A 24366-nucleotide genomic window follows, 5' to 3' on the forward strand; every position below is an offset into this window, starting at 1 on the left:
CGAATTGAGGGCCTTGACAGGTCACAGGTGCCCCGCCCGGGCCTGGGGGTGACAAAATGAAACACAACCACCGCTCTCCAGACCCCCCACATGCCACACACGACCCGATGGGAAGGCCCGCAGCCGGGGCTGCGCCGTGCCGGGCCACGATGTTCGGTCTGGTCGCCGCTGCGCAGCGCGCGGGTGCGGCTCGCGCAGCTCCTTCTTCTGCTGCTGCCGCTGGTGATGCTGGCCGCCTGCGAGCCGCTTCCCCCGGCGCCCCTCAAGGTGGGCATGAACGCCTGGGTGGGGTACGACCCGCTGGCGCTGGCGCGTGAAGAGGGGCTTCTGGATGCCCGCCAGGTCAAGGTGATCGAGCTGTCGTCGAGCTCCGAGACCTTGCGCAATTTCCGCAACGGGCTGCTCGACGCGGCCGCGCTGACGCTGGACGAAACGCTGCGGCTGGCCGACGACGGTGTGGATGTGCACATCGTGGCGGTGCTCGGCGTGTCGGCCGGCGCCGATGTCGTGCTGGCCGGTGCCTCGGTGGCGGGCCCCCGGGACCTGCGGGGCAAGACCCTCGCGGTGGAGGGCACGACGGTCGGTGCGCTGATGCTGCAGCGCCTGCTGCAGGCGGGTGGGTTGCGGCAGGACGAGGTGACGGTGCGCAACCTGGAAACCTCACAGCACCTGGCCGAGCTGAAGAGCGGTCGGGTGGACGCGGCGGTGTCCTACGAGCCCATGGCCGGGGCCATGCGCGATGCGGGGTTCCGACCGATCTTCGACAGCCGGGCGATGCCCGGCGACATCATGGATGTGCTGGTGGTTCGGGCGCAGACGCAGGCATCGCGGCCGCAGCAGGTGGCCGAGCTGGTGTCCGGCTGGCAGCGGGGGGTGTCGGCGCTGCAGGAGCGGCCCGAAGCCAGTGCGCGCCTGCTGGCGCCCGGGGCGGGCCTGACGGTGGACGGTTACCTCGCGACGCTCAAGGGTTTGCGGTTTGTCACCGCGTCGCAGTCGGCGGAGCTGCTGTCGGGTCGTCCCCGGCGCCTGGGCCAGGAGGCCGCGGGCCTGGCCCTGACCCTGAAGGCCATGGGCCTGATCCGCGACACCCCCGACTGGGGGCGCCTGCTCCCCTTTGACGGTCCGGTGACGGCGGCGGAGGGCCTGCCATGAAAGCCTGGAACCGGGGCTGGGTGTTGGGCATGACGGGTCGCCAGCTGCTGCCCCTGCTGCTGTTCGCGCTGGCCTTGCTGGGCATCGGGCTGCGCTACCAGGCCCAGATGGCGAAGATCGATGTCGATGTCGAGCGCCAGGAAACCCTGCGGCTGCGTGAGCGCCTGAGCATCGAGCAGGCCCGGATCGATGTGTGGCTGGGCCAGGCCAACGCGCTGGGGCTGCGTGGCCTGGTCGGGGCACTCGGGCTGCACGATGGGCTGGACCGCGCGTACCTCGCCGGCCCCGGGGCGGCGGTGCTCGCGTCGCTGGCGCGCGAGGACCTGGGGCGAACCCTGTCCCAGGTGCTGCAGGGCGCCTCGGCGCAGGCCTCGATGGCGCCCCTGTTCAACCGGCCCTTGCCGTCGGCCATCACCGTCGAGCGGGTGGCGGGGCAGCCGCTGCTGACCGGCCTGGTGCCGCTGGTCGACGGCCACCGGCTGGGGGTGATGGTGGACATCGGCCATGCGCTGGCGCTGCGCCGGGCCAGCGTGCAGCGCGAGGTGGCCCGCGAGGCCCTGGCCGCGCTGCTGGTCACCGGTGCCCTGGCCTTGCTGCTGCACCTGCTGTGGTTCCGGCGCGCCCGCCAGCTGGCCCATGCGCTCAAGGCCATGGGGGAGGGCGATCTGACGGTGCGCACCGGGCTGCGCGGCCGCGACGAGCTGGGGCTGATCGGCAAGGCCGCCGACCGCATGGCCGAACAGCTGCAGGCGGACCGCGCCCGCGCGCTGCACATGGGCGATCTGGTCAACCGCTCACCGCTGGTGGTGATCGAATGGCGCAACGCCCCGGGCTGGCCGGTGAGTTACGTGAGCGAATCGGTGGCGCAGTGGGGCCACACACCGGCCGCGCTTCTGGAGGGCCAGGTGAAGTTCAGCGACCTGCTTCACCCGGACGACGCACAGCGCATCCACGACGAAGTGGCGGGGTACATCGCACACGGCCCCGACGAATACCGGCAGACCTACCGCCTGCGCTGCGCCGACGGGCGCTGGGCCTGGGTCGAAGACCGGACCTCGCTCACGCGGGATGGGCAAGGCGAGGTCCTGTCCATCAGCGGCATCCTGCTCGACACCACGGCGCAGAAAGCCGCCGAGCAGGCCCAGCACGAGCAGGCCGAACTGCTGCGCATGTTCTACGAGCTGCCGTTCCTGGGCATGGCGATCTCGTCGCCGGCCGACAAGCGCTGGCTGCAGGTGAACGACCGGCTCTGCGAGATGCTGGGTTACCGGCGCGATGAACTGCTGCGCATGACCTGGGCCGAGATGACGCCACCCGGTGACCTGGAGCGCAACGTGACGCTGTTCGACGAACTGATGTCGGGCCAGCGCGCGGGCTACCAGATGTCGAAGCGGTTTGTGCGCAAGGACGGCCGCCTGGTGCACGTCGAGCTCGACGTGCGCGCCGTGCGCGACGCCCAGGGTCGCGTCAAGCAGCTCTTCGCCACCATCCAGGACGTGACCGAGCGCAAGCAGGCCGAGGCTGCGCTGCTCAGCAGCGCGCAGCAGCTGCGCGAGGCGCAGCGCATCGGGCGCATGGGCAGCTGGGCGTTCGACCTGGACAGCGGCGAGGTGGTCTGGTCGGAGGAGGTCTACCGCATCCACGAGACCGACAGCGCCCACTTCCAGCCGTCCTACGACAGCTTCCTGACCACCATCCACCCGGACGACCGCGAGAAGGTGAACGCGGACTACCAGGCCTCGATCGAGCAGGGCACCGTGTACGAGACCGGCTACCGCATCTGCCTGCCCGGCGACCGCATCAAACACCTGCGTGTCAGGGGCGAGACCGAGTGGCGCGACGGGCGGCCGGTGCGCACGGTGGGCATGGTGCTGGACGTGACCGACATCACCCTCGCCCAGCAGGCCCTGGAAGAGAAGGAGGCCCTGCTGGCCGAGTCTCAGGAGGTGGCCCGCCTGGGCAACTGGAGCGTCGACCTCCAGACCAACAAGGTGGTCTGGTCCAACGCCCTGTTCCGCCTGCTGGGTCACGACCCCGCGAAGGACGAGCCCGGCGAGGACCTGTTCCTGAAGTCGCTCCATCCGGACGACCGGGAGCGGGTGCTGGCCCACATGCGGGCCCATGCCGCGGGAGAGCCCGGCCAGTACTGGGTCCTGGAACACCGCATCGTCACGCCCGAGGGTGTGCGCCATGTCGAGCAGCGCGCGCGCCTCGCGTGCGATGCCGACGGTCAGCCCCTGCGGCTCTATGGCACCACCATGGACGTGACCGAACACCGTGAGGCCGCGCTGACCTTGCAGGACTACAAGGAAATGCTCGAACAGGCGGAGGCGCTGGTCAAGCTCGGCAGCTGGGCGGGCGAGGTGGACACCCAGCGCCTGACGATTTCGGCCCAGCTGTTTCGCAACGTCGGCCTCGATCCCTCGGGGCGCATGCCCAACGATGCGGAATACCTGGCGCGCATCCACCCCGAAGACCGGGCCCTGGTGGCGGACGACATGCAGCGCATTCGCAAAGCACAGGAAGCGGGTGAGCTGCTGTTCCGCACCGACCCGGCCTGGGGGCCGGTGCGCTGGCTGCGCCGCACGGTGCGCCGCATTTCGCGCGAAGGCGAGGGCCGTGGGCCGCGCTACATCGGCACCCTGCTCGACGTCACCGAAGCGATAGAGGCCGAACAGCGGCTCAGGAACCTGAACCAGGAGCTGGAGCGGCGCGTGGCCGAGCGCACCACCCAGCTGAGCCAGGCCAACCAGGAGCTCGAAGCCTTCTCCTACTCCGTGTCGCACGACCTCAAGGCGCCGCTGCGGGGCATCGACGGCTACAGCCAGCTCCTGGTGGACGACTACGGGGACCGGCTGGACGCGGACGGGCGCCAGTTCGTGCAGCGCATCCGCCAGGGGGTGCAGCAGATGGGCGCGCTCATCAGCGACCTGCTGGAGTACTCGCGCATGGAGCGCCGCGACATGGCACAGGAGCCGGTCGCGCTGCGACCCCTGGTGGAGCAGATCCTGGAGGCCTACCAAGCCGACATCGAGGCGCACGGTGTGCAGGTGCACCTGCAGATGGAGCCGCTGACGCTGGCGCTGGACCGCGAGGGCATCTCGGTGGTGCTGCGCAACCTGATCGGCAATGCGTTGAAATTCAGCGCCGACAGCCATCCCCCCTCCCTGGAGATCGGGGCCCGCAGCGCGCCCGGTCGGCGTATCCTGTGGGTGCGTGACAACGGGGTGGGTTTTGACATGAAATACCACGACCGCATGTTCGGCATCTTCCAGCGCCTCCACCGGGCGGAAGAGTTTCCGGGCACGGGCGTGGGCCTGGCGCTGGTGGCCAAGGCGGTGCAACGCATGGGCGGTTGTGTCCGGGGCGAGAGCAGCCCGGGCGCCGGCGCCACTTTCTATCTGGAGTTTCCCGAATGAACACTGGTGTGAACCTCCCCCCGATCCTGCTGGTCGAGGACAACCCGATGGACCTGGACCTGACGCTGCGTGCGTTCAGCAAAAGGAAATTCTCCAACCAAGTGCAGGTCGCGCGCGATGGCGAAGAAGCGCTGGCCTTCATTCCGCGCTGGGAGGCGGGCGAGGCCCTGCCGGCGGTGATCCTGCTCGACATCAACCTGCCCAAGGTCAGCGGGCTGGAGGTGCTGCGCCAGCTCAAGGCCCACGAACGCTTCCGCCGCATCCCGGTGGTGATGCTGACCTCGTCCCGGGAAGACCGGGATCTCACCACCGCCTACGACCTCGGTGTCAATTCCTACATCGAGAAGCCCGTGAGCTTCAGCAAGTTCATGGAAGTGGCCGAGCACATCGAGCTGTACTGGTGCGTGCTCAACGAGCGACCCTCCCGGCTTTGATGCGGGGGCGCCGTCCACCGGCGCGTGTCCCAGGCGTCTCGCGGCTCACAGCAGCCACTGGCGCAGCAATTCGTTGAACACCCCGGGCTGTTCCAGCTGGGGGGTGTGCCCGCAGTCCTGGAGCCGCACCAGCTCCGAACCGCTGCACAGGCCATGCGCCGTGACGGAGTGGGCGATCGGCAGCACCACGTCCTGCTCACCGTGAACGATCCGCGTGGGCACCTTCAGGCCTTGCAGGATCTGGTGTGACCGCGTCCACACCGCCTCGCGCTGGCCGCGCAGCGTGGTCATCGCGCGCAGCTGTTTCAGAAAGTGGGCTGCGCCGCCGGGCCTGCGCACATTGCGTTCGATGGCGGTGCGCACGTGCGGCGTGATCGCCTCGGGCCGAAGGACGATGGCCTTGATCTGTTGTGCCACCGCCGTGGGGCCGGGCTTGTTCATCAGCTCCCCCAGCCAGGGCAGCGACATCAGCTTGAAGGCGCCGAACACCTCGGGCCCCAGGGCGGCCGAATTGGCCAGCACCAGCGAGTCGACGCGGGCAGGCGCCTGGTCGGCCATGCGCAGGGACATGGCCGCGCCGAGCGAGTTGCCCACCAGGTGCACCCGCTGAACCCCGAGTTGGTCCAGGAGTGACCAGGCCACGCGGGCCTGTCCCTCCAGGCTCATGGCGTCGGCGGATTCATCCGACAGGCCATGGCCCGGCATGTCCCAGGCGATCAGGCGCAGGGACGGGCCCAGGTCGTCGAACTGCCGGTGCCAGAACTCCAGCGACTCGCCAATGCCGTGGGTCATCAGCACCGCCGGCCCGTCGCCGCCGCTGTCCCGGCAGCGGATTCGGACACTGTTGATCACAACGAATGAATCGGTCATGGTGACGCCCTCAGAACGGGATGGTGGTTTTGATCCAGAACTGCGTGCCCTCGCTGCGCGAGCGCACGCTGAACTCCTTGGCCAGTTTGGCGGTGATGAACCAGCCCTTGCCGCTGTCGTATTTCAGGTTGGGGCCGGCGGAGTAGGCGCGGCCCTTGGAGCCGGGGACCGACTGCCCGTGGCTTTTGTCTTCGGACAGTTGCTGGTAGATGTTCCCGCCGACACCGAGCACCCAACCGTTGCCCAGCCCCCAGCCCAGGGCGTAGTCGATGTTCAGCTCGTTGCCCGAACGGTAGCCCGTGTCCTTGTTGGTGCGGTTCAGGTTCAGGCCGATCTTGGCGTCGGCATTCAGCCCGTTCGGATCGATCCACGAGACCAGGTAAGCGGGCTGGATCGACGCGTAGTTGCGCCCCACGTTGACGGGGCGTGCGGCGTGGTAGCGGCCCACCGGCAACACGATGTCCAGCGCCGCCACGCTGTGCAGCTGGGGCGAGTGGTGCCAGGCCACGCCAGCGCCCAGGCTCACGTCGCCCAGACCCGAGCTCGACGATGACTGCCCGGCGGCGCTGACCTTGACCTTGACCAGCGGCAGGATGGCGTGGGCCACCAGCTGCCCGCCCATCACCGGGGTGTTGGTCACCCATGCAATGCGGGTGGCTGCGGCAACGGCGTTGACCTTGAAACCCGGGATGGGCACGGCCTGTCCCTGGCCATCGTTCACGCGATCGGCGCTGTAGACATTGACGTACTCCAGCACATAGACGCCGGGTGGCGGCGCGGCGCCCGCCAGGTGGTTCTCGGCCCCGACGGGGTAGGTCGAGCCGCCCCCTTCGGTGGCGAACGACGCCGAGGCGGCGGTGAGCAGGGCGGCGCCCAGAAAAAGCTTGGTGTGTTTCATGAAGTCTCCTCGTGTGGTTGAACAATTGATGTGTCAGCGCGTCTCTGGGGTCAGTGGCGGCGCCTGTATCCAGACAGGCGCCGCGATCTTCCAAAGCCCGTTGCGCCAGGTGACGGGCAAGCTGGAACGGTTGGGGGCATGGGCCTGCGCCTGCCCGACATGAAAGGGCATGCCCAGAAACGAGAGTTCGGTCGCCGGCATGTCGCGCAAGGCCTGGGCGAAGGTCGCGCGGGTGATGGGCCCCTGGATCTGGCGGGCCACGCGCACGAACACCTGCGCCGAGACGTAGCCGCCTTGCGACAGGGCGCTCAGCGGCAGGCCGCCCTCGCGCATGACGCGCTTCCAGTCCAGCATCGCCAGCGAGGCGCTTTGCCAGGGCTCGAACTCCGCCATCGCGTGCACGCGTGCCTGTGGTGTGCGGATGGCTTTGGCCACCTGGTCGGTGTAGGCCGGTGTGAGAAAGACCCAGTCGATGTTCCCCATGCCCTGTTTCTGCGCCGCGTCGAGCCAGCGCAGCACGGTGGGCTCGTGGCCGGTGAAGATCACGGCGCCGCAGCCCCGGGCCAGGTGGCCACGGATGGCGGCGGCAAAGTCCGCGTCCGGCTGGATGAAGGCCACATCGGCCAGCGCCGACTTCAAGGGCGCCTTGAGGCGGTCCAGCGAACGCCGGTAGCCGGTCGCCATGCCGGGCAGATCAAGAACGGTCAGGCAGACCTGCCGGTGCCTGAGCTGCTCGACCGCAAACGCGACGGCGTTTTCCAGGCCCAGGTAAGGCCCGTTGTTCATGGGCACGATGTGCGACGAGGCGAAGCACTCGGGCGCCACCGAGGCCCCTTGCAGCGAGATCAGACCGGCTGCGGCGTAGGTGGCGGCGTTGACCGCGCAATCAAACAACCCCGAGCCGCCCACCAGCGCGACCACCTCCGGGTCGCCCACCAGTGTTCTGGCGGCGCTGGCTGCGGTCTGCGGGTTGGGGCCTTCGTCCAGCGACACGTAGTCGATGCGGCGCCCTTTCACGCCACCGGCGGCGTTGACGGCATCGAAGTAGCGCCGTGCGGCCCGTGACGATTCCGGGAAACCGGCCTGCATGCCGAGTGCGCTGACCGCGCCCACCCGGATGGCGCGCTCGCTTTGGGCGAGGGCGGTCGCGGCGCACGCAGCGGCCAGCACCGCGCCGGCCACCGCTCGCCATGGGAAACATCCGGGTTGACGCGACAGCATGCCGGTCTCCGCTCAGATGTAGGTCGAGGCCAGCCCGCCGTCCACCGGCAGGTTGATGCCGCTGACCCAGCGCGACGCGTCACTGCACAGGAAAGCGATCACTGGGGCCACCTCGTCGCTGAAGGCCGGGCGCTTCATGCGGTGCGCGTCTTTTTCCACGCGCTCGTTGCCCAGCATCTGCACGAAGTCGCCCAGGATGGGCGTGAACACCGGGCCGGGCGCCACGCAGTTCATGCGCACGCCGCGCTCCAGAAACTGCTTCTGCGACTGGGTGTAGGTCCAGACGATCAGCGCTTCCTTGAAGTACTGGTAGCAGGTCTCCTGCGGCACCGGGTGTTTCGCGAGCCAGGCGGCGCCGGCCTCGAAGCTGGTGGTGGCGCCCAGTTCGCGGTGCAGTTCCAGCCGGGCCGGCCATTCGGCGCCGAGGATGGACGCGATGTTGATCACCGAGCCGCCTTCGCCCATGCGCTCCATAACGCGCTGCGTGAAGTGGCGCAGGCCCAGGTAATTGACCTGGCCCACCAGCTCGGCGGGCGCCGTGCCGGGCACGCCGGCGATGTTGGCCAGTGCGTCGATGTGCGCGGGCAGCTGGGCCATGGCGGCGTCGATGGCGGCGGGGTTGCCCAGGTCGATCTTGACGAAGCCGTCCAGCGTGAGCATGGGGTCGTTGCGGTCCACGCCGATCACGCGCGCGCCCTGCAGTCGGGCGAGTTTGGCGAAGTCCGAACCGATGCCCGAGCCGCAGCCCGTGACGACGATGGTTTTTCCTTGGAGGTTCATGGAGCAGTCCTTTCTTGGGGGGTGGAAACAGAAGAAGAAACGTGGGGCTGGGTCAAGGGCCGCGACAGGTGGGGGCTCAGCGCGCCCCACAGCCCTTGCGGCAGGAACAGCGCGCAGCCGGCGGCGGCCGCGCCCAGGCCGGCGAGGTACCAGGCGCCGAAGTCGCCCATGACTTCTTGCAGCGCAAACAGCAGCAGCGCGCCGATGTAGGGGCCAGGCCCGCTGCGCAGGCCGCCCACCAGCACCATGAACAGCATCAGCACCGACCACTGCACGCCGAAGTTGGTGCGCGGCAGGAAGGTGATGGCGCTGGCCAGCCAGGCCACACCGGCCAGGGCCGCGCCGAAGGCGGCCAGCACGTAGATCGCCTGGCGGGTGCGCAGCACGCGCACGCCCAGCGAGGCGGCGGCCTCGTCGTCGTCACCAATCGCCTTGGCCGCGGTGCCCACGTGGCTGCGCAGCAGCACCGCCATGGCCAGCGCCATGCCGGCCAGCGCGGCCAGCGCGAACCAGTAGCCGATGCTGCGGCGCAGCTCGGGCGCCACCGCATTGAGCGCGATCAACGAGGTGCCGGTCTCGCCCTGGATCAGCGGGTCCAGCATCACGAGGATGCGGATCACCTCGGCCACCACCCAGGTGCCGATGGCGAACTCGCCGTCTTTCAGGCGCAGCACGTAGAACGACATCACCCAGGCCAGCAGCGCCGCGCCCAGCGCACCGACCAGCAGCGCGGGGTAGGCCGGCAGGCCGCCGTCCACCAGGCGCAATGCGAAGTAGCCGCCCAGGCCGAAGAAGGCCTGCTGGCCCACCGACACCAGGCCCGCGTAACCGGCCATCAGGTTCCAGGTGGTGGCCAGCAGCATGTAGATGAAGAGCGTGGTGAGCTTGTCCACCACCGAGGCGCCCGCGAAGGCCGGCACACAGGCCAGCAGCAGCACGGCGGCGACAGCCAGTCCGAAGTGTTTTGAGGTGTTCATGCGCTGGCCACCTTTCGTGCGCGCAGACCGCGCCAGCCGGGTAGCGCGGGGCGGCCCAGCTGGTGGCGGTGGTTGCGCCACAGGCGCGCGCCCAGCACCGCCAGGAACAGCAGGTGCCCGGCGAGCTGGAAGCCCTGCGGCGCCCACAGCGCGCCCAGGCTCTGCGCCACGCCCAGCAGCACACCGCCCAGCAGCGTGCCCCACAGCGAACCGATGCCACCGATGACCACCGCCTCGAAGGCCTGGATCAGCAAGGTCGGCCCGCCATAGGGTTCCACCGTGGCCTGCATGGCCAGCGCCGCGCCGGCCAGGCCGGCCAGCGCCACCGCAATGGCGGCGGCCGCCCGGTGCACACGCCGCGCGTCCACGCCGCACAGGGTCGCGGCCTCGGGGTCGCTGGCGGCGGCGCGGATGGCGCGGCCCAGGGCCGTGTGGCTGAGCAGCAGCTGCAGCGCGCCCAGCACCGCCACCGCGATCACGAAGGTGATCACCGGCAACTGGCCGACGACGATGCCGCCCGGCAGCTCCCAGCTGGCCCAGGCCAGGTCGCCCAGTGCGCTGCCCAGCGAACGGGCCTCGGACCCCATCACGCCATACAGCGCGTTCTGCAGCACCGCGCCCAGGCCGAAGGTGACCAGCAGCGGCAGCAGGATGCCGGCGCGCAGCGTGCGCGCGAACAGCCAGCGCTGCAGCCCGATGCCGATCAGCGCCATCACCGGCAGCACCAGCGCCAGCGCGAGCCAGGGCGAGATGCCGAAACGTTCGGTGAGCGCGATCACGCCGAAGGCGCCGACGATGGCCAGGTCGCCGTGCGCGAGGTTGATGATGCGCATGACGCCGAACATCAGGGACAGGCCGGCCGCGAGGATGGCGTAGAAGCCCCCCAGCAGCAGACCCTGGATCAAGGCTTCGGTCATGGCTGTGTCTCCGTGGGGCGCTCGGCTTCGACGCCGAAGTAGGCCGCCGTGACGGCTTCGCGGGTGAGGGACTCTGCGGGGCCCTGCAGCACGATGCGGCCTTCGCGCAGGCACAGCACGCGGTCGGCGAAGGCCATGGCGCGCGACAGGTCCTGCTCCACCAGCAGCAGGCTGATGCGACCGGCTTCGCGCAGGTGGGCGAGGTTGCGGTAGACCTCTTCCACCGCCAGCGGCGACAGGCCCAGCGAGACTTCGTCGAGCAGCAGCACGTCGGGGTTGGTCATGAGCGCGCGGCCGATAGCTGCGGCCTGGCGTTGTCCGCCGGAGAGTGCGCCGGCCGGCCGGTCGATGATGGGCGGCAGCGCGGGCAGCGCCTCCAGCACCCGGGGCAATGTCCACTCGCCGGGGCGGCCGTGGTCGCCCGCCACGCGCAGGTTTTCGCGCACGCTCATGTCGTCAAACAGGCGCCGGCCCTCGGGCACCATGGCCAGGCCGCGCCGCACGCGCTGGTGGGCCAGCAGCGCGGTGATGTCTTTGCCATCCAGCAACACACGCCCCGCCGCCGTGGGGTGCACGCCCGCCAGGCAGCGCAGCAGCGTGGTCTTGCCCGCGCCGTTGGCGCCGATCAGGGCCACCACCTCGCCGCGTGCGATGGAAAAATTCAGGTCGCGCACGGCGACCAGCTGGCCGTGCGCCGCGCGCAGGCCTTGGACTTGCAGCAGGTCTGCGCTCATGCAGCGACACCCCCAAGGTAGGCGCTCATCACCAGCGGGTTGGCCATCACCTCGTTGGGTGTGCCTTCGGCCAGCACGGCCCCGGCGTCCATGCAGACCAGGCGGTCGATCACGCGCAGCAGCGCGTGCAGCACGTGTTCGATCCAGACGATGGTCAGGCCGTCGTCGCGCAGCGTGCCGATGAGGTTCACGAGCTGGTGCAGCTCCCCTTCGGTGAGCCCGCCGCCGATCTCGTCGAGCAGCAACACGGTGGGCTGCGTGGCCAGGGTGCGGGCGAGCTCCAGGCGCTTGCGATCGAGCAGGCCCAGCGTGGCGGTGGGTCGCGCCGCCAGCGCGCCCAGACCCACGCGGTCCAGCGCGTCTTGCGCCTGCTTCAGCGCCGCCGCACCGCGCAAGGCCGCGCCATGTTGTGCGGCCACCAGCGTGTTCTCGAGCACCGACATGCCCAGGAAGGGGCGCGGCACCTGGTGGGTGCGCGCAATGCCGTGGCGGCAGCGTGTCGCCGCAGGCCAGGCGGTGATGTCCTGCCCTTCAAAAAACACCTGGCCCTCGCTGGCCGGCAGCGTGCCCGCCAGCACACCAAACAGCGTGGTCTTGCCCGCCCCATTGGGCCCCACCACGCCCAGCGCCTCACCGCGCCGGATGCTGATGTCCACCCCGTGCAACACGGCCAGGCTGCCGAAGCGCTTGACGATGCCTTTACCGCTCAAGAGATCCATTTCAGGCCTTGCCCATCGCGTAGGCACTCATCTTTGCCGTCACCGCCACGCGCGGGTGGTCCGCGTTGGACACGATCTCGATGTCGAACTTGGCCTTGGAGCCCGGCTTGGCGCGCACCCACTGCACGCCCACCAGACCGGTGGGGGTGCAGTTGGGCACCGGGCCGGCGCTGAAGTCCACCAGGCCCACGGCGGTCTCGGTTTTCAGCGTGGACAGCGACTTCGCCATCGCAGCGCGGTCCTTGGGGTTGGGGCAGGCGCGCACGGCGGCCAGCGCGGCGTCGAACAGCGAGGCGGTGGCGCCGAGCTGCTGGTTCCAGGCCTTGCCGCTGGCCTTCTCATAGCTGTCGGCGAGCTGCGCGCACGACAGGCCGGTGGCCGACGACTGGAACGGGAAGCTGCGGTGCCAGTAGGCGCCGGCGTGCAGGCCGTGGCCCAGCGTGCCCAGCGCGTCCAGCTCGGCCGCGAACAGACCGGCCTTGGCCATCTGCACGATCTTCACCTGCTGCGCCAGGCCGCGCTGCGCCGCCTGGCGCCAGAACACCGCGAAGTCGGGCGGGAAAGGGAAGGTGTTGAAGATCTCCACGCCTTCCTTCTTGAACAGCGCGATCTGCGCCGAGAAGTCGGCCACGCCGTTCTGGTACGGGCCGGCGTCGACCACCGTGAAGCCGGCCTTCTGCAGCGCCGGGATCAGCAGGCCGCGGATCGCGTTGCCGTCGGCGTCGGCCGGCAGCAGCATGCCCACCTTCTTGTTGGTGGCGACCTGGCTCCACTGGTCGGTGTAGAGCTTGGCGAAGTTGCCCACGCCGAAGGAGAAGTGGTAGGTCCACTTGAACGGCGAAGGCTCGCCGGGCTTGGCGCCGCGACCGAAGTAGAACGCCTCCCACGGCGAGGTGGTGGACAGCGCCGGAATGCCCGCGGCCTCGCAGGCGTCGGCCACCGGGTTCACGGTCTCGGGCGTGGAGGTCGAGAGCACCAGGTCGACCTTGTCGCTGTTGATCAACTCCTTGGCCACCTGCGCGGCGCGCACCGGGTTGGACTGCGTGTCCTTGTGGATGAACTCCACCTTGAGGCGATTGCCGCCGGCGTCGATGCCGCCCGCCACGTTCTTGCGCACCAGCTCCAGCACATGGCCGTCGCCCTCACCAAAAATGCCCAGCGGGCCCGAGGTGGGGCTGACCACGCCGATGCGCAGCGTGTCGCTCTGGGCGCGTGCCAGCATGGGCAGCGCCGCGCCAGCAGCGGTGGCCACACCCGCGCGCAACACCTCGCGGCGGTCGAAGGTCGTTTGTGTTTTGTTCATGTTTGTCTCCTCGTTGTTGGCAAAGATGCGAATCAGGACGACGCCGGAGCGCAGTGCCTGGCCCAGGAACCCGGCGGAACCGGCTTTGCCGGGCCGCAGCGGGTTGCCCCCTGGGGGGTAGCGCGAAGCGCTGCGGGGGGTTTAAAAAGGAAACGGTGGTGGCGCGTCCTTGACGGTGATCCACTGCCACTGCGTGTACTCGTCGATGTCGGCCGGGCCGCCCACGCTGCCGCCGTTGCCACCGATGCCGGGGCCGCCGAAGGGGTTGGTGCACTCGTCGCAAACGGTCTGGTCGTTGATGTGGACCATGCCGGCGCGCAGGCGCTGGCCGATGGCCAGGGCGCGGCCGATCGAGGGGCTGATCACCGCAGCGGCCAGGCCACCCTGGCTGGTGTTGGCCAGTTGCACGGCCTCGTCGTCGGTGCTGAAGGTGACCAGGTTGACCACCGGGCCGAAGGGCTCTTCGTCGAACGAGCGGATGCCGGGCTTCACGCCCGAGAGCACGGTGGGCTTGTAGCAAAGGCCCTCGTAGGTGCCGCCGGCTTCAAGCACGGCACCTTGCTTGATGCTGTCCTGAATCACGTCATCGAAATGCTTCAGTTGCTTGGCGTCGATCATTGGGCCCAGGGCCACCTGACCGCTGGCGCCGTCGCCCACCGGCAGGTGCGTGGCCTTGCCGACCATGCGCGCCTTGAAGCCTTCGGCGATGGACTCGTGCACCAGGATGCGGTTGGCCGCCATGCAGATCTGGCCCTGGTGGAACCAGGCGCCGAACGCGGCGGCACTGGCGGCGGCGTCGAGGTCGGCGTCTTCCAGCACGATCAGGTTGTTGGCACCGCCCAGCTCCAGCGACACCTTCTTCAGGTGTTCACCGGCCAGTGCGCCGATGCGCCGGCCCACGGCGGGCGAGCCGGTGAAGGCGATCATGGGCACGCGTGGGTCGACCACCAGCGCCTCGCCGGCTTCGGCGTCGCCGGGCAGCACCTGCAGCACACCGGCGGGCAGGCCGGCCTCCTCGAACACGCGGGCGATGATGAAACCGCCGCTCACGGGGGTGCGCGTGTCGGGCTTGAGCACCACCGCGTTGCCCAGCGCCAGCGCCGGGGCCACCGCGCGCAGGCTCAGGATCAGCGGGAAGTTGAACGGCGAGATCACACCCACCACGCCGTGCGGCACGCGCCGTGCAAACGACAAGCGGCCGGCCGCGGCGGGCAACACCTGGCCCTGGGCCTGCATGGGCAGGGCTGCGGCGAGGTGGCACAAGGTGATGGACTCGTTCACCTCGTGTTGTCCCTTGGGCAGGATGCCGCCGGTTTCGCGGGCGATGGTCAGTGCCAGCTCCGCGAAGTGCTGCTGAAAGATCGCGGCGGCGCGGTGGAACACGGCCGAGCGTTCGCGCGGACCCATGGCGGCCCAGGCGGGTTGGGCCGCATGCGCACGGCCGATGGCGGCGCGCATGTCGGCCGCGCTGGCGATGCCCACTTGCGAGAGCACCTGGCCCGTGGCCGGTTCCTTCACATCGCGCACGCTGGCGAGTGCGGTGGACCATGTGCCGTCGAAGGCTTTGCCCGACGTGAGGCGGCTGTCGAGCCAGACCGGATTTTCGGAAACACCCATTGTTTTGCTCCTGAGGTTGTTGCTGCACACCAGGCGGTGGCTGCGCTCAGAGTTCGCAACGGCTGTACCAGGCACCGCTGCACGAGGCCGCCGACATCGCAAAAAGGGCGGGTGCTTCAGAGGGAAAGATCCGGACTTTCCCTAGGGCGTAAAACGGCCGCATCACCTAGCCTGAGGTGGGGCATTTATTTATGATGAGTAACTAAATTTGATGTGCCTGTTTTCACCAGACATCAAAAAATTCACCTGAGCGCCATGCCCAAACAACGGATCTCCCTGGCCGATCTGGCCCGCCTCGCGAGCGCCCATCCGGCGGCGTCCGGGCGGCCCCGCGAGCCGTTGCCGCTGGCGGGTTTTGACGCCAGCGCCATCAGCCAGCAGGCCCACCCGACGGTGGCCGACCTGAGCGAGTGCCTGTTCTTCTCGCCGGGCGACGGCCGCATCTGGCTGCAGGACCAACGCATGGTGCTGCTGCATTCCGAGGCGGTGGGCTCGCTGCGGCGGGAATTGATCGAGAGCATTGGCCTGGACAAGGCGCGCGGGCTGCTCACACGGGCGGGCTACGTGAGCGGCGCGCGCGATGCGCAGCTGGTGCGCAAACAGTGGCCCGACGCCGACCCGAGCGCCGCCGCCATGGCCGGCACGCGCCTGCACGCGCTGGAGGGCGTGGTCAAGGTGGAGCTGGTGCACGCCAGCTACGACGCGGCTGCGGGCGCGTACGAGGGCGAGTTTCTCTGGCACAACTCCAGCGAAGACGACGAGCACATCGCCGCCTACGGCGTGGGCGGGTCGCCGGCCTGCTGGATGCAGGTGGGCTACGCCACCGGCTACGTCAGCACCCTGTTCGGCCGCCTGGTCGTGTTTCGCGAGGTGAACTGCCGCTCTTCCGGCGACGCCCACTGCCGCGTGATCGGCAAGTCCGCCGACCTCTGGGACGACGTGCAGCAAGACCTGCGTTACCTGAACGCGCAGTCCTTCGTCGGCGGCACCGCCGCGCCCGAGGACGGCGTGGTGCCGGTGGCCGATCTGGAGGCCTACGCGGCCGCCAACCCCGGCCCGGACCAGACCATGGTCGGCGCCTCGTCCGCGTTCAACGCGGCTTGCCACATGCTCCAGCGCGTGGCGCCCACCACGGCCACGGTGCTGTTCACCGGCGAGTCGGGCGTGGGCAAGGAGATGTTTGCCAGCACCCTGCACCGCATCAGCGCGCGCGCCGCCCAGCCCTTCGTCGCGATCAACTGCGCGGCCATCCCCGAGACCCTGATGGAGTCGGAGCTGTTTGGCGTGGAGCGCGGCGCCTACACCGGCGCGGGCGCTTCACGCGCCGGGCGTTTTGAGCGGGCCCACGGCGGCACGCTGTTTCTTGACGAGGTCGGCACCCTGAGTTTTGTGGCACAGGGCAAGCTGCTGCGAGCGCTGCAGGAAGGGGAGGTGGAGCGCGTGGGCGGCAGCAAGACCATCGGCGTGGACGTGCGCGTGATCGCGGCGACCAACGTGGACCTGCGCCAGGCGGTGCGTGAGGGGCACTTTCGCGAAGACCTCTTTTTCCGACTGAACGTGTTCCCCATTCACCTGCCCCCGCTGCGCGACCGGCGCGACGACATCCCGCTGCTGATGGGCCACTTCCTCGCGCACTACAACAAGCGGCACCGCCGCAGCGTGGCCGGCTTCAGCCAGGCCGCCGTGAAGGCCATGTACAACTACCGCTTCCCGGGCAACATCCGCGAGCTGCAGAACCTGGTGGAGCGCGGCGTGATCCTCGTGGGCGACGGCGAGGCGATCGAGGTGCACCACCTATTCAGCAGCGGCGAGTCGCTGGCGCAGGACGTGTTGTCGCTGGCCTGGCGCGACGGTGGGCCGGCCACGCTGAGCCTGCTGGGCGCCCGCCCGGCTACGCCCGAACCAGACGCGGCGTCGGGCGCGGCACCAGGCGCTTCGCAAGGCGGTCCGCTGGAGCAGGCCGAACTGGCCCTGCTGCGCCAGGCCATCCGGCGCTGCGGCGGCAACTTGTCGGCCGCAGCACGCGAACTCGGGGTCAGCCGCGCGACGGTGGCCTACCGGGCGAAGAAGTTCGGTCTGGCGATTTGACGCGTTCCCCCAGCGGGGGAATGAGAAAGGCACGCTCGCTGGAGGGGTAGTCCGATCCCGTTCCCGCCATTGCCGTGTGGCCGGGCTGAGCAGCGCAGCGGCGTGGGGATCAGAAATTCGCATGTCCGAAGGCCGCGCAGCGGACAAGTTTGCGAATTTCCCCCACGACGCGAGCAGCGCAAGGAACCGCGCAGCGGCCCGGACTTCGGCTCGCCTTTCTTTTGCCTTCTTTTCTTTGGCGAAGCAAAGAAAAGAAGGTCGCCCGCCGGGGCGAGACCCGGCCAAATCAAGCTCCTGGAGATGAAGGAAATTGGCGCGCGTGGCCCCTCACCCCAGCCCTCTCCCCAGAGGGGCGAGGGAGTGAAGCGCCGCCTTCACGATGCTCGCGGCATCGACCTGAAAATACGCCCGCAGCGCCGCCCGTGTATCACTGCGCCCAAAACCGTCGGTCCCCAGCGTGTGAAAGCGCCGGCCCTCAGGCATGAAGGCGCGCACGCTCTCGGGTACGGCGCGCACGTAATCGGTGGCGGCCACGATAGGGCCGGCGCTGCTGACCAGTAGTTGCGTCAGGTAGGCACCGGCCTCCCTCCCCTCCTGCGCCACACCGTCGCGCGCCAGCTCGCTCCAGCTGGTGATGCTGAACACGTCCACACCCACACCCTGTTCGGCCAGTTGCCGCGCGGCTTTGACCACCTCGGTGAAGATGGCGCCCGAGCCGAGCAGGGTGACACGTTGTTCGGCATCCACCGGCCCGTAGTGGCCGAAGCGGTAGCAGCCCTTGAGCACCCCCTCGGCCGCACCCTCGGGCAGATCGGGGTTGGCGTAGTTCTCGTTCATGAGCGTGACGTAATAAAACACGTCCTTCTGCTCCACCAGCATCTCGCGCATGCCGGCGTCCACGATCACGGCCAGCTCGCCCGCAAACGCCGGGTCGTAGGCCTTGCAGTTGGGGATGGTGGCGGCCACCAGGTGGCTGCTGCCGTCCTGGTGCTGCAGGCCTTCGCCGCCGAGCGTGGTGCGGCCCGAGGTGGCGCCGAGCAGGAAGCCGCGCGAGCGCTGGTCGGCCGCGGCCCAGATCGCGTCGCCCACGCGCTGGAAGCCGAACATGGAGTAGTAGATGTAGAAGGGCAGCATGGCCAGGCCGTGCACGCTGTAGCTGGTGGCGGCGGCCGTCCAACTCGCCAGCGCGCCGGCCTCGCTGATGCCTTCTTCCAGGATCTGGCCTTCCAGCGCCTCGCGGTAGCTGAGCACCGAGCCGATGTCTTCCGGCGCGTAGCGCTGGCCCACGCTGCTGTAAATGCCCACCTGCTTGAACAGGTTGGCCATGCCGAAGGTGCGCGCCTCGTCGGCCACGATGGGCACGATGCGCGGCCCAAGCGCCGGGTCTTTCAGCAGGGTGCCGAGCATGCGCACGAAGGCCATGGTGGTGCTCATCTCCTTGCCATCGGCCTTCAGGGCGAACTGCGCGTAGGCGTCGATGGCGGGCACCGGCACCACGGCGCACGCGGTCTCGCGCCGCGGCATCGAGCCGCCCAGCGCCGCGCGGTGCTCGCGCAGGTAGCGCATCTCGGGGCTGTGTTCGGCGGGGTTGAAGAAGGCCAGGCCCTTGGCCTGTTCGTCGGTCAGCGGCAGGTTGAAGCGGTTGCGGAATTGAATCAGGTCGGTCTCGTCGAACTTCTTCTGGCTGTGCGTGGTCATCTTGCCCTGGCCGGCCGCGCCCATGCCGTAGCCTTTCTTGGTCTGCGCCAGGATCACGGTGGGTTGGCCGGTGTGCGCGGCGGCGGCTGCGTAGGCGGCGTGGATCTTCACCAGGTCGTGGCCGCCGCGCTTGAGGCGGTCGATCTGCTCGTCGGTCATGCCCTGGGCCAGCGCCGCCAGCTCGGGGTTCTGGCCGAAAAAGTTGTCGCGGTTGAAGCGGCCGTCTTTCGCGGCGAAGGTCTGCATCTGGCCGTCCACCGTGTTGGCAAAAGCGCGCACCAGGGCGCCGCTGGTGTCGCGCGCGAACAGGCCGTCCCAGTCGCTGCCCCACACCAGCTTGATCACGTTCCAGCCCGCGCCGGCGAAGAGCTTTTCCAGCTCGTCGATGATGCGGCCGTTGCCGCGAACCGGGCCGTCCAGCCGCTGCAGGTTGCAGTTGACCACCCACACCAGGTTGTCCAGCTTCTCGCGCGCGGCCAGCGTGAGCGCGCTCATGCTCTCGGGTTCGTCCATCTCGCCATCGCCGAACACGCCCCACACACGTCGCTTGTCGACGTGTACGCCGTTCTCGTTGCGGCCTTCGCAGTTCAGCAACTGCCGGTGCGTGAGGTAGCGCATGAAGCGCGCGTGGTAGATCGAGCTGATCGGGCCAATGCCCATGGAGCCGGTGGGGAACTGCCAGAAGTCGGGCATCAGCCAGGGGTGCGGGTAGCTGGAGAGCCCGCGCGCGCCGCTGGCCGGCGCGGTGATCTCCTGGCGGTAGTGCATCAGGTCGGCCTCGCTCAGGCGGCCTTCGAGGAAAGCCCGCGCGTACACACCCGGCGCGCTGTGCGGCTGGAAGAACACGAGGTCGCCGCCATGACTTTCACTGCGCGCGTGGAAGAAATGGTTGAACCCGGTCTCAAACAGATCGGCCGCGCTCGCGTAACTGGCAATGTGCCCGCCCAGTTCGCCATACGCCTGGTTGGCCCGCACCACCATGGCCAGCGCGTTCCAGCGCATCAGCGAGGCCAGGCGTTCTTCCACCGCGAGGTCGCCGGGGAAGGCGGGCTGGTCTTCCACCGCGATGGTGTTGATGTAGGGCGTGTTCAGCTCGGGTTGCCAGCCGATGCGCTGGCTGCGCGCCACGCGGGCCAGCTCGTCCAGGATATGGCGCACGCGCGCCGGGCCTTCGCTGGCCGCCAGCGAAAGCAGGGCGTCGCGCCACTCCTGAGTTTCGTCGGGGTTGGTGTCGGCGTTGGCGGTCAGATGCCAGGCGGGGTTCATGTTGTTCATGGCGAAAGTCTCCTGATGGCAGAGGCTGAGAGTCTTTCGTTCATGCCCGCTCACCACGCCAAAACGCACCCACTCGGCGTTGCAAATGCGCGCCATAGCACAAGCTATGGCTGTGCTTTGCGCCTTGATTGGGCACGTTTTGGCGCGTTGCTCGGACACGCCCGAAAAGCTCTCAGCCTCTGTGACTGTAGGCACAAGCGGCGCGCAGTTGGTGTGGATGTGTGGGGTTCCTGGGCCGATGTGGCCCATAAAATGCCGCACACATGAGCATTCAAAGCACAAACCACCTCGATGCGACCGATCTGAGGATTCTGGAAGAGCTCCAGACCGACGCGAGCCTGTCCAACGTGGAGCTCGCCCGGCGCGTGCACCTGTCGCCCTCGCCCTGCCTGGCGCGGGTGCGTGCGCTGGAGGCGCGGGGGCTGATCCGACAGTACGTGGCGCTGCTCGACGCGAAGCAACTGGGCCTGCACCTCAACGTGTTCATCTCCATCAGCCTCAAGCAGCAGAGCCGCGAAACGCTGCAAGCCTTTGAAGAGCGCATCGTCCTGCGCGACGAGGTGATGGAGTGTTACCTCATGACCGGCGACGCCGACTACCTGCTGCGCGTGGCCGTACCCGACATGCCGGCGCTGGAGCGCTTCATCCTGGAACAGATTTCACCGATTGCCCAGGTGGAGAAGATACGGTCCAGTTTTGCGCTGAAGCAGGTTCGGTACAAGACCGCGTTGCCGTTGCATGCGGCGTGAGCCACGCCACGCCCCCCTACCGTTCTGCGGGGGCTGGGGTGGGGCCTGCAACCATCAAAGGTCTGCTTCATGGCGCTGCCTTGTACTCACGCTGCCGGCCAAGAGCAGTCAACGGTCAATTGGTGAAGCGGTCGTACTGATACCCAGCGACCAATTTGGCAGACTTCACGAGCATGCAACGCCTTCGCGCAATGCTTGACCGTTGGATAGATTCGACGTTGATTTGATCTCCCAAAAATCCGCCGAATCGATTGGCGAGATGGCTCCGCACGGAAAATCTGCCTTGGCTCGAGAGCCCACGTGAGCATTTCGAGACGGTGGCGTTAGAGTACTTTTATGGCAAAACGCAGATCAAACGTGCCCACCAACGTCGTAGAGTCTCTCTTGAAAGAGTCTGGTGGAAAGTGCGCGAATCCTGGATGTTCAAATACTCGAACGCAGCTTCATCATATTCAGGAGTGGCATGTATACGAGACGCACGATGCTGCCCACATGATTGCCCTCTGCGCAGCTTGTCACGACCAAGTTCACCGCGGGCGCCTCGCGATCTCCGACGAGACCCTTTATCGCTGGAAGAGGCTAGATCATCCACGAGATCGCCATTGGGCAGCGATCAACGCGGAACCAAAGGTGCAACCAATCCCGCTTAGGTTAGGCCCGTTCAGCATCAACTCAGATGTGGAGGCTGCCGGGCTAATTCAACTCGGCGGCGCAAATTGGCTGACTCTAAGGGTGCTGGAAGGTGGAATCGTACTGGTAGATTCGAAGCTGCTGAACGCTGCAGGAGAAGAGATTCTGCGTGTCACCCGAAGCCAGGTGGTGATGCGGAAGAACCCAGCGGTCAAGTTTGAATCCGCCCCGGGGCGTGTACTGATCACCGTGCCTGTCGAATCGGACTTCATACCACCATGGGTAATGATCAACTTTGCGCGCGTACAAGATTCTTTCGTACGGCACGACGGGAGGGTTGCCGCACTTGATATTGAGGTCATGGAGCCAGGCATTGTCCGTGTAGAGGGCTACTGGCTTTCCCGTTATCACGCTGCTGCTATCACTCCCAAGGCAATTAGCATTGCAAGCTATTCGACTCATGGGCCAATTACTCTCCAGCAGATAGGAGAAGGGGCCCCGCCCATACTCGGAGGGAAATCGCTCCGCGAAGACAAGGGATTTATTTCCCTCGGTGCAAGTTTGGGCCAAGGCTTCGGCAGGTCTATTCGTGAGGCGAATGTTGCAGACAACGCTATCTGCACTCTGGTATTTGAAGACCTTAGCAAGGCGACATTGAGCTACAAGGGGAGGCTACGAGTTGCTGTTTCGCCACCCCTAACTTTCAGTTTTTTCTTCGTTGGTACCCGACGCCACGCATCTACTCTCGCTGATCGGTTCAGAGAAACCGTGGTGAGTGCCACCAAAACACCTGATGGTTGGACGCTGACCTTCCAAGACACTTCTGTGCTGAACTTCCAACGGTAGTGAGCAACGCAACAACAGTAGAAAGCTCTCGGCCCGCGGTGTCGACGGGGTTTTCCACAGACATTGCAGATCAGACAACGAATTTCATTCCTGAACATCGAGTTGCTTGATCAGGTTCATATCTATTGCAGCTTGAATGACCGAAATGTAGTCACCACCGACATATCCGCTCAGGGTCGGCTCGCGATGGTCATGGTCCTCGACCGGTGCATGACCAAGGACTGCTGCCGGGCTTGACCTGGAACTGGCAGTCCCGGCCAAGACCGGCTGTTGGTCAAACGGGGAAGCAGTCGCTCAACGTCGACCATCATGCGCGTGCGTCTTCGCACGTCGCGTGTATGGCCTTGTTGATCTATCCTTACTCGTTATGCATTTACTGGATTGGAGCAAGAACTTCATCGAGATGCTCCTTTAGGTAACGAATTTTCGATGCGTTTTCGATGGCGCCTACATCGAGAACCAAAGTTGGTTTCAGATAGCCTACGCGATCAAGGCGCAACTCCTCGCCGAGAATGGCCTCCACTACAAGCTCACAGAACATTTGCTCGTGCGCGGCTAGAGGCGACGTTGATGAGTCATAGAAAATCTCGATGTCGACAAACTCGCCACTGTTGTATGAAGTAAGACGGTACCGCCACTCATCGGCGCAGACCGAAGAGCCTTCCGCTTCAAAGAATAGAGACAGAAGCTCTTTTGCAGGTTTGGCCGGTTCAAAGAACCAACCAGGAATATCAGGTGCCTGAGCAACTGCAGCCCGAGACGCCGGAAGATTTTCGCGAACTGTTGGCGACAGGACGAACGTATTGTCGGGATGGTGATATGGACCGAATTCCCAGTTCATATCTTCCGCAATTGCCTTCACAAGCGGCGAAAGCTTTCCGTCCAGCCAATCATAATTTTCCGCGTCATATGCAGCCTTAATTTCCTTGGCATTGCTGGAAAAGAAATTCCACAATTCAAAAACCGAATCATTCTTGGTCATTGGTTGCCTAATGCATAACATTGGAGGCAACCAGACCACAACAAATGCGGCGAAGCCGCGACCCGCTGTTGTGGGTCTGTGTTGGCCGACGGGTTAAGGCGCATTGCAATAGGTATCAACATCAATTGTTGCTCCAACCTTTTGTAGAAATGAGATCACTTCATGATCAAAGCCAATCGCAGGCGTAGACTTTGATTCATCGGTGGAAATCCACAAGACAACTTCCAAAACCGCTTCCAGTCCGAGCGCTTGTCTTGTACTTGCGATCTTCTCCGCAAATGGCGCGAGCTGCGCAACAAGGGCAGAAGACATCTCGTATATGTCGATGATGTCACCCTCGATCCGATCGGGCGAAATCTGCCAGAACAAATGCTTTCGCGTTTTCGGTTCGCCCTTCCGCTTGATAGAGGTCGGTTCAATGCCGATGCGGCGCGTGGCTTCTTCGAGGTCGAATTCACTTCCGTAGAGTGCAAAGTAAACCTCTGCTTCGTTCGTCATTGCAGGTTTCGTGCGATTTAACGTGCAAGCTCCAGCGGACGGCGAAGCCGTCCGCTGGAGCGAAGGGTTGGGCGGCATTTTCACGTGAGCCAGCCATCCGTATTTCGATGCTGCCCCAGACCTATGGCATCGAATTCGTCCGCAGCGCCGCCCTTGTCAACGCCGATATAGCGGAGAGCTTCGTTAATGGCTGAGTCAGACACAACCACCGGACCGACCGCTTTGCCTTCCGAATAGAGAGCACGCGCTTGCGTGCCAGCTCCACCGAAGAACTCGGCTTCCACGTAGGCCACTTGGCCCTGAACGCTTAGCCTCTCGCATAGCTCCGCAAGCGTGCTGGGAAGGTCCTGCTGCCCTTCGTCGGTCAGAGGCAGAAAGGGCAGTGCGTATGCCTTCAGCGCGTCCCGGCTAAGCGGGATCAGATCGACTCCACCGAGTAGAGGAACGAGTTTCAACTGGTCGAGCTGTGGCTCCGAAAGGGCTCCGGATCGCGCGAGGATTGCTTGCAACGTGTACGCCATGCCCTATGCAGCCCAACGTAGAAGTGAGCGGCCTGCGC

At 66.8% G+C, this 24366-nt stretch carries 20 protein-coding genes; 6 read left to right on the top strand and 14 right to left on the bottom strand.

Annotation, left to right across the window (positions count from 1 at the left end; genetic code table 11):
* Positions 1-90: 90 nt before the first annotated feature.
* The 3 genes from IM738_RS00480 to IM738_RS00490 are packed head-to-tail and all read left to right on the top strand — an operon-like array spanning position 91 to position 5005.
* A complete protein-coding gene (locus tag IM738_RS00480) occupies positions 91-1152 on the top strand; it encodes an ABC transporter substrate-binding protein (protein ID WP_236963949.1) in 1062 nt (353 codons plus the stop codon).
* Positions 1149-4571, top strand: coding sequence for a PAS domain-containing protein (locus IM738_RS00485; protein ID WP_236963950.1), 3423 nt, complete (start codon positions 1149-1151; stop codon positions 4569-4571). The genes IM738_RS00480 and IM738_RS00485 overlap by 4 nt, the downstream gene beginning before the upstream one ends.
* A gap of 47 nt (positions 4572-4618) precedes the next feature.
* Entirely contained in the window at positions 4619-5005 is a 387-nt protein-coding gene (locus IM738_RS00490; protein WP_442908535.1) for a response regulator, read from the top strand.
* 45 nt (positions 5006-5050) lie between these two features.
* On the opposite strand, the gene IM738_RS00495 is transcribed toward IM738_RS00490, so the two are convergent.
* The 10 genes from IM738_RS00495 to IM738_RS00540 all read right to left on the bottom strand — a co-directional run bounded on the left by IM738_RS00495 (position 5051) and on the right by IM738_RS00540 (position 15041).
* Entirely contained in the window at positions 5051-5875 is an 825-nt protein-coding gene (locus IM738_RS00495; protein WP_236963952.1) for an alpha/beta fold hydrolase, read from the bottom strand.
* Between the two features lie 10 nt (positions 5876-5885).
* Entirely contained in the window at positions 5886-6773 is an 888-nt protein-coding gene (locus tag IM738_RS00500) for a SphA family protein (RefSeq protein ID WP_236963953.1), read from the bottom strand.
* Between the two features lie 33 nt (positions 6774-6806).
* On the bottom strand, positions 6807-7994 hold the full coding sequence (locus tag IM738_RS00505) for an ABC transporter substrate-binding protein (RefSeq protein ID WP_236963954.1): 1188 nt from the start codon (positions 7992-7994) through the stop codon (positions 6807-6809).
* A 12-nt stretch (positions 7995-8006) separates the two neighbouring features.
* Entirely contained in the window at positions 8007-8774 is a 768-nt protein-coding gene (locus IM738_RS00510; protein ID WP_236963955.1) for a coniferyl-alcohol dehydrogenase, read from the bottom strand.
* Positions 8771-9751, bottom strand: a complete 981-nt coding sequence (locus tag IM738_RS00515) for a branched-chain amino acid ABC transporter permease (protein WP_236963956.1) — start codon at positions 9749-9751, stop codon at positions 8771-8773. Before IM738_RS00515 ends, IM738_RS00510 begins: the two co-directional genes overlap by 4 nt.
* Positions 9748-10668, bottom strand: a complete 921-nt coding sequence (locus IM738_RS00520) for a branched-chain amino acid ABC transporter permease (RefSeq protein ID WP_236963957.1) — start codon at positions 10666-10668, stop codon at positions 9748-9750. Before IM738_RS00520 ends, IM738_RS00515 begins: the two co-directional genes overlap by 4 nt.
* On the bottom strand, positions 10665-11402 hold the full coding sequence (locus IM738_RS00525; protein WP_236963958.1) for an ABC transporter ATP-binding protein: 738 nt from the start codon (positions 11400-11402) through the stop codon (positions 10665-10667). The genes IM738_RS00520 and IM738_RS00525 overlap by 4 nt, the downstream gene beginning before the upstream one ends.
* Positions 11399-12121 carry an ABC transporter ATP-binding protein gene (locus IM738_RS00530; RefSeq protein WP_236963959.1) on the bottom strand — a complete coding sequence of 241 codons (723 nt, stop codon included), beginning with the start codon at positions 12119-12121 and terminating at the stop codon, positions 11399-11401. The genes IM738_RS00525 and IM738_RS00530 overlap by 4 nt, the downstream gene beginning before the upstream one ends.
* 1 nt (position 12122) lies before the next feature.
* Positions 12123-13424 (bottom strand): ABC transporter substrate-binding protein, encoded by a 1302-nt coding sequence (locus IM738_RS00535; RefSeq protein WP_236963960.1) that lies wholly within the window; start codon positions 13422-13424, stop codon positions 12123-12125.
* A 141-nt stretch (positions 13425-13565) separates the two neighbouring features.
* Positions 13566-15041 carry a benzaldehyde dehydrogenase gene (locus tag IM738_RS00540; RefSeq protein WP_236963961.1) on the bottom strand — a complete coding sequence of 492 codons (1476 nt, stop codon included), beginning with the start codon at positions 15039-15041 and terminating at the stop codon, positions 13566-13568.
* Between the two features lie 255 nt (positions 15042-15296).
* On the opposite strand from IM738_RS00540, the gene IM738_RS00545 reads away from it, so the two are divergent.
* On the top strand, positions 15297-17129 hold the full coding sequence (locus IM738_RS00545; RefSeq protein ID WP_236963962.1) for a sigma-54-dependent Fis family transcriptional regulator: 1833 nt from the start codon (positions 15297-15299) through the stop codon (positions 17127-17129).
* 327 nt (positions 17130-17456) lie between these two features.
* Here the strand turns inward: IM738_RS00545 and mdeB are convergent, their stop codons facing one another.
* Positions 17457-20102, bottom strand: a complete 2646-nt coding sequence (gene mdeB, locus IM738_RS00550; protein WP_236963963.1) for an alpha-ketoglutarate dehydrogenase — start codon at positions 20100-20102, stop codon at positions 17457-17459.
* 263 nt (positions 20103-20365) lie between these two features.
* Here mdeB and IM738_RS00555 point away from each other — a divergent pair, with 263 nt between their 5' ends.
* Positions 20366-20851: an Lrp/AsnC family transcriptional regulator gene (locus IM738_RS00555; protein WP_236963964.1), complete on the top strand. Its 486-nt coding sequence runs from the start codon at positions 20366-20368 to the stop codon at positions 20849-20851.
* A gap of 492 nt (positions 20852-21343) precedes the next feature.
* Entirely contained in the window at positions 21344-22327 is a 984-nt protein-coding gene (locus IM738_RS00560) for a hypothetical protein (protein ID WP_236963965.1), read from the top strand.
* A gap of 373 nt (positions 22328-22700) precedes the next feature.
* Here IM738_RS00560 and IM738_RS00565 read toward each other — a convergent pair whose 3' ends face one another.
* The 3 genes from IM738_RS00565 to IM738_RS00575 all read right to left on the bottom strand — a co-directional run bounded on the left by IM738_RS00565 (position 22701) and on the right by IM738_RS00575 (position 24328).
* Positions 22701-23309 (bottom strand): hypothetical protein, encoded by a 609-nt coding sequence (locus IM738_RS00565; RefSeq protein WP_236963966.1) that lies wholly within the window; start codon positions 23307-23309, stop codon positions 22701-22703.
* Positions 23310-23402: 93 nt separating this feature from the next.
* Positions 23403-23807 (bottom strand): DUF4279 domain-containing protein, encoded by a 405-nt coding sequence (locus tag IM738_RS00570; protein WP_236963967.1) that lies wholly within the window; start codon positions 23805-23807, stop codon positions 23403-23405.
* 80 nt (positions 23808-23887) lie between these two features.
* The gene (locus IM738_RS00575; RefSeq protein ID WP_236963968.1) at positions 23888-24328 is read right to left on the bottom strand and encodes a hypothetical protein; all 441 of its coding nucleotides are present in this window, start codon (positions 24326-24328) and stop codon (positions 23888-23890) included.
* Positions 24329-24366: the final 38 nt, after the last annotated feature.

This window comes from Hydrogenophaga sp. SL48 (genome assembly GCF_021729865.1).
Classification (GTDB): Bacteria; Pseudomonadota; Gammaproteobacteria; order Burkholderiales; family Burkholderiaceae_C; genus Hydrogenophaga.